The organism is Kribbella sp. NPDC054772 (genome assembly GCF_053611945.1).
Map to the genome: position 1 here is coordinate 516,344 of NZ_JBSHBJ010000003.1, position 11,292 is coordinate 527,635.

The window sequence follows — 11,292 nt, forward strand, 5'->3', positions numbered from 1 at the left end:
TTCTTCCGGGGCCCCTAATCATCGCTGTGATGTGGTTAGGAACGCCCTCACAACCCGGGGGGGGCGGCCGCCCCGGCGGGCCGCCGCGCGCGTTTGTGCGATCAGTGGGTGCCGAAGGTCTCCAAGAGGGTCTGGCGCTCCGCCTCGGTGAGGTTGGTGTCGACCAGCTTGCTCCCCATGCCGTGGAACCGTTCGCCCAGGCGGTCGAGGTCGCCCTCGTCGGTGACGACGAACAGGGCCGAGGTCCCCTCCGTCACTTCGGTGCGGATCTTCGCCAGTTGCTCCTTCGTGATGCCGACGCCCTCCGTTGCCTTACTGATCGCGCCGATGGCGGCCCCGACCGCACCGCCGATCAGCGGGACGAAGAACAACGCGCCGAGCAGCAGACCCCAGAACGCGCCCCACCCGGTCCCTTTCCAGGTGTCCTCGTGGCTCTGGTGCGTCGTCGGCTTCGACTTGCCCTTCGGCCAGGTGACCACCGCGTGGTCGAGGATCTTCACCAGCCCGTCCGCGCTGGCCCCTTTCAGGATCCGGACCGCCCGGTCGGCGCCGTCAGGATCATCGAACTTCCACACCGTGAACGTGGTCATGCCACCGCTCCTCCCCTCGAAGGTCCGGCGCAACCCACGTGCCCCCGGGCCACGCCCTGAGTCGAGCGTAGCCCGCCGTGGAGCGCCCCTGAAGAGCGCGCAGCAACCCTGCTGACCTGCGCCTTTACTGGTCAGAGGTGCAGACCCGGTCAGAGGTGCAGATCGCGTCGCTGGTGCATGCGCCCGTCGCTGTCGAGCTCGATGACCGTGTCGACGCCGATCCGCTCCAGGAACGCGAAATCGTGGCTGACGACGAGCAAGGCACCGCGGTAGGAGTCGAGGGCTTCCGCGAGCTGTTCGACGCTGGTGATGTCCAGGTTGTTGGTTGGCTCGTCCAGTACGAGCAGCTGCGCCGGCGGCTCCGAGAGCAGCAGCCTGGCGAGTGAGACGCGAAAACGTTCCCCACCGGACAGCGTGTGCACCGGACGGTCCGGACTGTCTCCACGCAGCAGCAGACGGGCGAGCTGGTTGCGAATCGTGCCGGCAGGGGTCTCCGGGGCGACAGACTGCACGTTCGCCAGTGCAGTCGCGTCGTCGTCCAGGCCGTCGAGGCGCTGCGGGAGGTACCCGACCAGATTGGTCAGCAGCTTCCCGTACGGCCGCCCGGGGGTCGCAGCGGTGCCGTTGACGAGGTGGTTGATCAGCGTGGACTTCCCACTGCCGTTAGCGCCGACCAGTGCGACCCGCGCGGGGCCTTGGATCACGATGGTGCGGTCTTCGTCGTACAACTCGGCGAGACGGCGCCCGCGGGGGACATCGGGATCGGGGAGGACCAGATGGATGTGCTCCTCCTGGCGTACTCGCGCGTCCGCGGCGTCGACCGCTGCCTGCGCCGACTGCACCTTGTCATCCAGCGTCGAGCGCATTGCACCGGCTGACGCCTGAGCCTTACTCGCGCGGTTTCCGGCCAGGATCTTCGGTATGCCACCCTGCTGCTGCGTCTTCTTCGCAGTGCGTTCCCGCCGGGCCAGTTTGGTCTCTGCCTCGACACGCTGCCGCTTCTCGACCTTGAGCGCTTGCTGCGCTGACTTTGCGGCTTGGAGGGCCGCGGTTTGTGTTTGTTCCTGGTGTTCCTTCCACGTGCTGTACGGACCGCCGTACATGCTGAGCGTCCCGCCGTACAGCTCGGTGGTGTTGTCCATGTGCTCCAGCAGTTCGAGGTCGTGGCTGACCACAACCAGCGTCCCGGGCCACTGGTCGACGAACTCGGCCAGCTTGGCGCGGGTCGGCCGGTCCAGGTTGTTGGTCGGCTCATCGAGCAGCGTGATCGGCGTACGGCGGACACGCAGCCCGGTGATCGCGATCAGCATCGCCTCGCCACCGGACACCTCGGCGACCCGGCGGTCCAGGTCGCTCGCCGAGAACCCGAGCTCGTCGAGGGCCTCGCCGGCGCGGGACTCGATGTCCCAGTCGTCGCCGATCGTGTCGAAGTGGCGCTCGTCGGCGTCCCCGGCCTCGATGGCCCGGATCGCGGTGACGATCGCATCGATCCCGAGCAGTTCGGCGACGGTCGCGTCCTGGCGAAGCGTGAGCGTCTGTGGCAGGTACCCGACCTCGCCGATGGCGTCGATCTGCCCAGAGGTGGGTTGCAGCGCGCCGGCGATCAGGCGCAGCAGCGTCGACTTGCCCGCGCCGTTGCGACCGACGAGACCGGTGCGGCCGGCGTTGATGGTGCCGTTCACACCGGCCAGCGCGACGGCGCCGTCCGGCCACTCGAAGGTCAGTTCGCGGAGGGTGATTGCGGATTTGGGAGACATGCTTCTGCTTTCTTCCCGGCTGCTGATGCCGGGGGAGTGAAGCCGCGCGCAGGCACGGACGGAGTACGACGGGTCCGATGCGAACGTGCCGGGACCGCGGTCAACGCCTCGATCAGGCGGACGCGGGAGAGAGGAACAGGCCACCGGCAGTTCGGCGGCTAGATTCTGTCGACCTCGATCTCCACGACTTCAACTTTATCATGTGACGGCAATCACATGCCGGGGTGTGCGGGCTGTTGCCCAGGGCATTCGTCCCCCGTCGGAACTGGGGTGAAAGCGTTGCGCAGGGCAACGAATCCGTCACCTGAAGGGGGCCTGTCCGTCCGGCGTCCGGTACCGGACGCGACTCGCTGTGGCCCCCGAGTGACCCTGCGCTCCGGGGCAGCAGTTCCAGGGTCGGAAACGACCCGACCGGACAGGTCGAGGCGCCGAGTTAGCGGATGGCATCGCCGCCCTCAGCTGGGACACCGCCGGCTGCAGCCCGTGGAGGGGGCCGCTGACCTGCAGATTTACCGAGCGCCCCCGGCAGGACTCGAACCTGCGACCAACGGATTAGAAGTCCGACGCTCTATCCAGCTGAGCTACGGGGGCGTATGGCAGGGAGAGTCTCTCAGATAGCCGGGTGCTCGCGCCTCTCGGTTCCCGAAGCCCGTGCCGCGGGGCGGGGCGAAGTACAGGGTTGTCGTTCCATCCCGGTAACGCTGAGTGGGTGGTCCTGCCGCATGGTCGGGCGCCCAACTAGGCTGCGCTCATGAGTTACCCCTCACCAGGCCCGTCCGGGTCGCCGCAGCCCGCGGCGAGCTCGGCGTACTCGCCGGGCGGACCGTACCCGCAGCCCACCGTGCTCGGTAACCACCCGGTCCCCGGCCAGCGCCGCAACCAGGGGGTGCTGATCGGCATCGTGATCGCGGTGGTGTTCGCGATCGCGGGTCTGGTGATCTTCGGCATCGTGGCCAAGTCGACCGGCGCCGGCGGCTTCACCTGGGGCCTGGTGTTCGCGTTCGTCCCGGTCATCCCGGTGATCGCGCTCTACCTCTGGCTGGACCGATATGAGCCCGAGCCGACGAAGTACATCGTCTTCGCCCTCTGCTGGGGTGCCTTCATCGCGACCCTGGTCGCGATCTTCATCAACACCGAGGTGTCGCACCGGCTGGCCGAGACCGGCGTCGGCGGCGACCGGTCCGCGGTCTTCGTCGCGCCCCCGGTGGAGGAGTTCGCGAAGGGCTCCGTGATCCTGCTGCTGGCACTCGTCCGGCGCAAGGAGTTCGACGGCATCATCGACGGCCTCGTGTACGCCGGCATGGTCGGCGTCGGCTTCGCCTTCACCGAGAACATCCTGTACTACGGCCGCGTGTTCAACACGCTGTCCGAAGAGGCCGGCAGCGACGCCGGTCTGCGTGGGGCGTTCGCGCTGTTCATCATCCGCGGTGTGATCTCGCCGTTTGCCCATCCACTCTTCACGTCGTTCACCGCGATCGGCATCGGCGTCGCGATCCGGCACCGAAGTACCGTCGTCCGGTTCCTGGCGCCGGTCGTCGGGTACCTCGCGGCGGTCCTCGCGCACGCGGCGTGGAACGCGTCGGCGAGCTGGGCCGGTGGCGGCGGCTTCATCCTCGCCTACCTGTGCCTGATGGTCCCGCTGTTCATCTGCCTGGTGATCTTCGCGCTGGTGATGCGGTCCCGGGAGGGACAGATGATCGCGTCCCGGCTCTATGACTATGTGCGGTTCGGCTGGCTGATACCTCAGGACGTACCGCTGATCGCGACGCTACGCGGGCGCAAGGCGCTGCGGCAGAACGCGCGGCGGTACGGTCCACAGGCGGAAGCGGCCGCGAAGTCGTTCCAGCACAACGCGACCGAGCTGGCCTACCTGCGAGACAAGATCGTCCGGCAGGTGATCGGTCCGGACGCGCTCGAGACCGAGAAGGCGCTGCTCGACGAGTTGCGCGCGCGGAGGGCGACCGTGCCGTTCCCGCCGATGCCGGCGTTCGCGCAGGCCGCGCCCGGATACCGCGGGATGCCGCCTGGTCCGATGCCCGGCGCCCCGATGGGCGGCGGACCTCTGCATGGCGGGCCCGTTCCCGGTGGACCGATGGGTGGTGGTCCGATGGTTGGGGGGCCTGGTTCTGGTGGTCCGGGTGGTGCGCCTGGGCCGGGCGGTGGGCCTGGTCCTGGTCCTGGTGGTGTGCCTGGTGGTGGTGTGCCTGGTCCGGGTGGGTCCGGTCCGGGGGCTCCGGTGCCGCCGGGCGGGCCGGCGCCGTACCCGGGTTCTGACGGGTACCGGCCGCAGGATGGGCCTCGCGGACCGGAGGGTTATCCGCCGGCCCAGCCGGGGTATCAGCCGGGTCAGGCCGGTCACCCAGCGAGCCAGCCCGGTTACCCACCGGGACCCCCTGGCCAACAAGGACCGCCGGGAGGATACGGTCCGTACCCACCATCGCAGTGACTGCCACCCGTCCACGCCGCCAAACGGGGATGACGATGACTTTGCTTCTGCGCTGTCCGACCGGGCACCCTGTGTCCGTGGGCGGACACCGTGGCTGACATCAGGTCAGCAGCTGGTGAAGGTCCGGAACCGCGGGTTCCGGGCCAGGACCAGTCTGCCCAGGAGCTGGCGAACCTCATCGCCCAGTCCACCCCCAAACCCCGAGGCTTCTGGCGTCGCCGCCGCCGAAAGTCCGACCCCACCCCCGAGTCGCCTCACCCCACCCCGGACAAGCCGACCCCGGCCGCGTCAACCCCGCCCTCATCACCCCCTGACGCCCCGACCCCGGCCGCACCGACCCCGGACACCTCTGCTCCGGCGGCGTCGACCCCGGCCTCATCCCCCCGGGACACCTCTGCCTCGGATGCGGCGAGCTCGGCCTCGACCTCCGACGGCTCCGCCTCGAGCACGCCTACCTCGGGTGCCTCGACGGCCGAGCCTGCTGCGGCCACTTCGGACGCGCCCGTGACCCCCACCGGCCCCGCCGAAGCCCGTGCGGACAACACAGACGACGGCAGCACCGGACAAGCCTCCAGCGCCACTTCGAGCCCCAGCGTCGACTCCTCTGCCACCTCAGACGACGCATCAGCCGCCCAAACCGCTGCAACGATGGACTCGCCCGCCGCAACCGACACGACCTCGGCGACGGACTCCACCGCAGCCACCGAGCCGCCCGCCGACCCCGCAACGACCGCGCCAGCCAAGCCAGCCGCCACGCCGACCGAGTCGGCTGACGCCGCGACGTCGTCTGCGACCGCCGAGCCGAGCGGTACGACGGCCAACTCAGGTGCTGCGGCTGAACCGGATACCGCGGCGACTTCGGAGACTGCAGGGACAAAGCCCGCCGCGTCGGCGACCGACTCGGCATCTGCCGGAGACAACGCGGAAACTGCCGCGAACGCCTCGGCTCCCGCTGCCCACGACTCGGCATCTGGGGATGAGTTGTCGTCCACCACGGGCTCGAACGGATCGCCAACCGCGTCCTCCACCGAGCAGAGCGCCGTACAGTCGGCGTCTGCCGCCCGACGTTCTCGCCCGGCCGTCGGTGTCGTGTACGAGCCTGACGAGTCCCCGGATGGCTTCCCCCTCGAATTCGGCAACATCATCGTCGGGCTCCCCAAGGAGCCGGAGAAGCCCAGCACTCCCGCGCCGGGCGCTCAGCAGTCGACGGACGACCCCACCACGGCCGCCGTACCCACAACCCCAACTCCCACCGACTCCGCCGCCCCGGCAGCCGACTCACAGACGGCCTCCGACCCCGACGCCGAGCCCGACGCTGAGCCCGACGCCGACGCTGTGACCTCCGAGACGGCCCACGAGCCCGGTGACGCGGCGGCGACTGCCGACTCGACCCACGAGTCCGGCGACGCGGCTGCCGACGCGAGCCGCGAGCCAGCTGACGCAGAGCCTGCTGGCGACGCGGTCCTCGAGCCAGCTGACGCTGAGGCTGCTGGCGACATGGTTGACGGGTCCGGCGACGTCCGGGCCGCATCAGAAGCGGGCCACGAGTCCGACGAGAGCGACGACGGATCCGCGGCTGGCGGCGAGGTCGAGTCGGCGGGTGACGTGGCTGCTGACGCGGCAGGTGATGTCGCGGCTGCGGCTGCGGGTGACTTGGCTGGTGCGGCGGACAGACGGGCTGGGTCTGACTCGGCGGACGAGGTCGCGGACGCTTCGGCGGGCGACCCGACCGTCAGCTCGGTAGACAGCGCCTCTGCGCAGTCTGCAGACGCCGGCGTAGCGGATGACGCCGAGGTTGAGGGCCAGTCCGCTGACGAAGCTGACGGGGCGGACGAGTCAGCAGTTGATGCGACTGGCGGGGCAGACGGGTCGACGGTTGGCGCGGCCGAGGGTGCTGGTGCGGATGCGGCGGACGGCTCTGGCGGGGCAGCGGATGCGGCCGACAGCGGGCCGCGTGGTGACGCCTCGCGTGAATTCTCGGCCGAGATGGTCGGAGATGCTGCCGACGACGTAGCTGGACCTGCTGCGGGCGGGGCCGGAGAAGGCGGCGCGGCGGACAACGCTGCGGCGAGTGACCCGGCGAGTGACCCGGCGAGTGACCCGGCGAGTGACCCGGCGAGTGACCCGGCGAGTGACCCGGCGAGTGACCCGGCGAGTGACGCGGCGGGGGAGCCTGCGGGCGGTGTCGCCGCGGGCGATGGTCGGGCTGCGGAAGGCACTGCAGCGGACCAGGCTGCCGGGCAGTCCGTGGATGCGGCGTCCGGTGATGGCTCGGAGCAGGCTGCGGTTGTGGCCGAGGCGGATCAGTCCGTGGATGCGGCTGAGTCGGGTGATGGCTCGGGCGTGGCATCGGATGGCGGCTCGCAGGACGGTTTGGACGAGGGCTCGGATGGGGCTGCTGGCGCGGAGGCCGGGCAGGACGCGGATGCGGGGGCTGGAGACGAGGCCGGGCGGGCTGCGGCTGCTGCGGGCGACGAGGACGACGAGGCGGACGTCGAGCCTGAGCTGACTGGGGAGCAGTTGGCGGAGAAGCTGGCGGCTGAGCAGGCTGCTATGGCTTTGATTACGGCTTTGATGAAGTTGCGCGGTGTGTTGGCGGGGAGCCGGCTGCCGTTGGAGGTTGTGGGGGCTGACGAGGCTCGGCAGCAGCAGAAGGCGATGCTGGATCAGCTGGATGACTACCTGCTGCCGCGGCTGGTGCAGCTCGAGGCTCCGGTTCTGGCTGTGGTTGGTGGATCAACTGGCGCCGGCAAGTCGACGCTGGTCAACACCGTGATCGGCAAGGTTGTCAGTGAGCCGGGTGTGTTGCGGCCTACGACGCGGTCGCCTGTGCTGATTCACCATCCGGCGGATGCGGACTGGTTCGTAGGGGACCGGGTGCTGCCGGGGATGGCGCGGACGAGTTCGGACGAGCCTGGCGGCATGGAGGATGCGGGGCAGCTGCGGTTGGTTGCCGCTGACACCGTTCCGCGTGGACTGGCGATTCTGGACGCGCCGGACATCGACTCCGTGGTCGAGGCGAACCGCGACCTCGCGACCCAGCTGCTCGCGGCGGCCGACCTCTGGTTGTTCGTCACTACGGCCGCTCGGTACTCCGATGCTGTCCCGTGGGAGTTCCTGCAGAGTGCCTCTGACCGCAGTACGGCGGTCGCGGTGGTGCTCGACCGGGCTCCGAGCGAGACCATCGACGACATCACCGGCCACCTGGCGCAGATGCTGCTCGAACGCGGCCTCGGGGACTCGCCGCTGTTCTCCATCCAGGAGACGGTTGTCGACGGCAACGGGATGCTGCCGCAGCCGTCTGTTGCCTCGATCAAGGACTGGCTGATCGACCTGGCCGCCGACGCGGAGGCGCGCGCGGCCGTCGTACGGCGGACCCTGCAGGGCGCGGTCAGCGCGATGGTGAAGAAGGCGCCGCCGTTCGCGGCTGCCGTGAAGGCGCAGGCTGAGACTGCCGTTGAGCTGCGGTCGTCGGTGGAGACGGCGTACGACCAGGGTGTGAAGGACATTGCGAAGGCGTGCCAGGACGGGACGCTGCTGCGTGGCGAGGTGCTGGCTCGCTGGCAGGAGTTCGTCGGGACTGGCGAACTCCTGAAGGGTCTGCAGTCGAACGCGGGCCGGCTACGCGATCGGCTGAAGAGTTCGCTCGGCAACAAGCCGGCCGAGACTCGTGATGTCAGCGACGCGATCCAGTCCGGACTCGAGTCGCTGCTGCGCGAGCATGCCGCGGCTGCCGCCGAGCGGGCCGAGAAGACATGGCAGGCGTCGGCTCCGGGCCGGCAGCTCCTGGCGGCCGCCGAGGCGGATCTAGCCAGTGGCAGCAACGCCGAAACGGGCGCGACTGGCAGGGCTGTGAGCGGCACCGGGAGCCGGAGTGGTTCCGGTGGTCGCGGCGGCAACAGCGCCCGCGCTAACGGCGGCGCAGGGAACGGTGCCAGCGGCAACAGTGCGGGAGATGGTGGCCCGTCGCTCGGTGCGATGTCGGAGCAGTTCCCGGCGGCGGCGAGTCGTACGGTGCGGGACTGGCAGGAGTTCGTGCTGGACCTGATCCGTAAGGAAGGCGCCGACAAGAAGTCGACCGCGCGCATCCTGGAGTACGGCGTCAACGGGATCGGCCTCTCCCTCATGGTGGTGGTTTTCGCCAGTGGCGCCGGCATCCCGAAGGGTGCGCAAGCCAGTGTCGGCGCGGGCAGCGCGGTCGTCGGGCAACGGCTGCTGGAGGTTGTTTTCGGCGACAAGGCAGTTCAGGGCATGGTCGATAAGGCACGGGAAGACCTTGACGGTAAGGTTCATGCCCTGATGGATGCCGAATTCGCCCGCTATCTGGCTGTCCTTGACCAGCATCCGGTTGACGTCGAGACGGCCAGGCAATTGACGGAGGCCGCGCGCGCGGTGGAGGACTGCACGTGACGGAAACAGTGGATGCGGTCGAGACCCCGACCCGGGCCGAGACCGATGTCCTGAAGAAGATCGACGCGCTCGAGTCGGCCGCGAAGGCCGGCGACGGGCGCCTGGACCCGGTGGTGCTCACCGAGGCCGCGCAGATCGTTGACCGGGCCGGCCAGCGACTGCGGATGTCCGGAGACCTGACCGTGGTCGCGCTCGCGGGCGCCACCGGCTCGGGGAAGTCGTCGTTGTTCAACGCGCTGACCGGGCTCGACCTGGCCGCGATCGGAACGCGCCGGCCGACGAGCTCGATGCCGCTCGCCTGTGTCTGGGGTGACGAGCCTGCTGGTGAAGTGTTGAGCTGGCTGGGCATCCCGCGGCGGCACCAGGTGCAGCACCGGAGCTCGCTCGAAGAGGCACAGTCCGAGGACCTGGACGGACTGGTCCTGCTGGACCTTCCCGACCACGACTCGACTGAGGTCGAGCATCGGCTGATCGTTGACCGGCTGGTGGAGCTGGTCGACATGCTCGTGTGGGTGGTCGATCCGCAGAAGTACGCCGATGCGGCGCTACACAACCGGTACATCAAGCCGTTCGCCTCGCATTCCGGGGTGATGGTGTTCGCGCTCAACCACATGGACAAGCTGACGCCGGACCAGCGGAAGAGCTGCCTCGAGGACCTGGAGAAGCTGCTCAAGTCCGACGGTCTGAAGTCCCCGACGGTCGTCGCGACGTCGGCGGTCAGCGGCGACGGCCTGGAAGAGGTGCGGTCGCTTCTGGTCAAGCGGGTCAGCAACAAGCGCTCGGCGCGGGAACGCCTCTCCGCGGACGTCGACCGGGTCGCGGACCGGATGGCGAGCCAGTGCGGCACCGCCAAGACGCCGGAGATCGACGAGGCCGATGTCACCGAACTCGTTGACGCGCTGTCGGACGCGAGTGGCCTGTCGGTGGTGTCGGACGCCGTACGGCGGTCCTATCTGCAGCGGGCTCGGGCTGCGACCGGGTGGCCGTTGACCAAGTGGGTCGGGCGGTTCCGGCCGGATCCGTTGCGGCGGCTGCACGGCGACCAGGTGTCGCGCGAGCAGGGCAAGGCGCTGCGGAAGTCCGCGTCCAACGAGGTGGCGATCGCTCGCTCTTCGTTGCCTGCGGCAACGCCGGTTCAGCGGGCGCGGATGGATGCCGCCGTCCGCACGATCACGACCAAGGCCGCGAACGGCCTGTCGCGGCCATGGGCGGACTCGGTGCGCTCCACGATCCGGCGTCGCGAGGAGTCGCTGGGCGACGAGCTCGACCAGGCCGTCGCGCGGACGGACCTTGGGGTCAGCAACAATCCCGGCTGGTGGGGCTTCGCGCGGATCGTGCAGTGGTTGCTGTTCCTGGTGATGCTGGGCGGGGCGGCCTGGCTGATCGCCCTGGTGGTGACCCGGATCGGCAAGCTCGACGATCCGCCGCTGCCGGAGTGGAACGGCGTTCCTTACGCGTGGATCATGCTGGTCGGTGGTGCCGTCCTCGGGCTGGGGCTGTCGATCGTGTGCCGGCTCTTCGCGACCAACGGAGCGATTCGTCGATCTCGCCAGGTGGCCAAGGCGCTCCGCGACGAGCTGGAGAAGGTTGCCGAAAGCCACGTCGTGACGCCGGCCCGCGAGGAGCTCACCGCCTACAGCACCTGCCGCGACAGCCTCGCCGTCGCTCGCGACTAGCAGCAGACGGCCGCTCGCCGCTAGGGCGGCGGGCGTGCCGTCGAGCTGCAGGTCGGCCGGTGCCCACGGCAACAGGTGCCGCGGCGCGATCGGTGCGCACGGCAACAGTCGTCGCGTGGGTGTCGGCGCGCACAGCAACAGGTGTCGCGAGGGGATCGGTGCGCACGGCAGTAAGTCCTGCGGGGCGATCGGTGCGCACGGCAAGAGGTGCGGCCGGGCGATCGGTTCGCGCCGCGACGGGATCGGGGCGTGCGGCAACGGGTGTTGGGAGAGGCTCGGCGCGTTGGGTGCCGGCGGGGGCTCTGGGGAGAAATGCGTGCGCTGGGCGCGGGGCGGGGGGGGGGGGGCCGGGCGCCCGCGCGCTCAAATAAAACAGGCTAGCGGGGGCGGGGGCGGGCCGACACATTGATGAC

The 11,292-nt window shown here is 69.7% G+C and carries 6 protein-coding genes and 1 tRNA gene; 3 read left to right on the forward strand and 4 right to left on the reverse strand.

Features of this window, described 5'->3' with window-relative positions; all coding sequences use genetic code 11:
* Positions 1-101 precede the first annotated feature (101 nt).
* The 3 genes from ACWGID_RS07985 to ACWGID_RS07995 all read right to left on the reverse strand — a co-directional run bounded on the left by ACWGID_RS07985 (position 102) and on the right by ACWGID_RS07995 (position 2,938).
* Positions 102-590 (reverse strand): DUF1269 domain-containing protein, encoded by a 489-nt coding sequence (locus ACWGID_RS07985; RefSeq protein WP_452195569.1) that lies wholly within the window; start codon positions 588-590, stop codon positions 102-104.
* 149 nt (positions 591-739) lie between these two features.
* The gene (locus tag ACWGID_RS07990) at positions 740-2,347 is read right to left on the reverse strand and encodes an ABC-F family ATP-binding cassette domain-containing protein (RefSeq protein WP_452195571.1); all 1,608 of its coding nucleotides are present in this window, start codon (positions 2,345-2,347) and stop codon (positions 740-742) included.
* A 517-nt stretch (positions 2,348-2,864) separates the two neighbouring features.
* Positions 2,865-2,938 (reverse strand) — tRNA-Arg (locus ACWGID_RS07995).
* Positions 2,939-3,098: 160 nt separating this feature from the next.
* On the opposite strand from ACWGID_RS07995, the gene ACWGID_RS08000 reads away from it, so the two are divergent.
* Positions 3,099-4,793: a PrsW family intramembrane metalloprotease gene (locus ACWGID_RS08000; RefSeq protein WP_452195573.1), complete on the forward strand. Its 1,695-nt coding sequence runs from the start codon at positions 3,099-3,101 to the stop codon at positions 4,791-4,793.
* A gap of 254 nt (positions 4,794-5,047) precedes the next feature.
* On the opposite strand, the gene ACWGID_RS08005 is transcribed toward ACWGID_RS08000, so the two are convergent.
* Positions 5,048-5,821, reverse strand: a complete 774-nt coding sequence (locus tag ACWGID_RS08005; RefSeq protein WP_452195575.1) for a hypothetical protein — start codon at positions 5,819-5,821, stop codon at positions 5,048-5,050.
* Between the two features lie 61 nt (positions 5,822-5,882).
* Here ACWGID_RS08005 and ACWGID_RS08010 point away from each other — a divergent pair, with 61 nt between their 5' ends.
* Positions 5,883-9,203, forward strand: coding sequence for a dynamin family protein (locus ACWGID_RS08010; protein ID WP_452195577.1), 3,321 nt, complete (start codon positions 5,883-5,885; stop codon positions 9,201-9,203).
* Positions 9,200-10,879 (forward strand): GTPase, encoded by a 1,680-nt coding sequence (locus ACWGID_RS08015; protein WP_452195579.1) that lies wholly within the window; start codon positions 9,200-9,202, stop codon positions 10,877-10,879. Before ACWGID_RS08010 ends, ACWGID_RS08015 begins: the two co-directional genes overlap by 4 nt.
* Positions 10,880-11,292 lie beyond the last annotated feature (413 nt).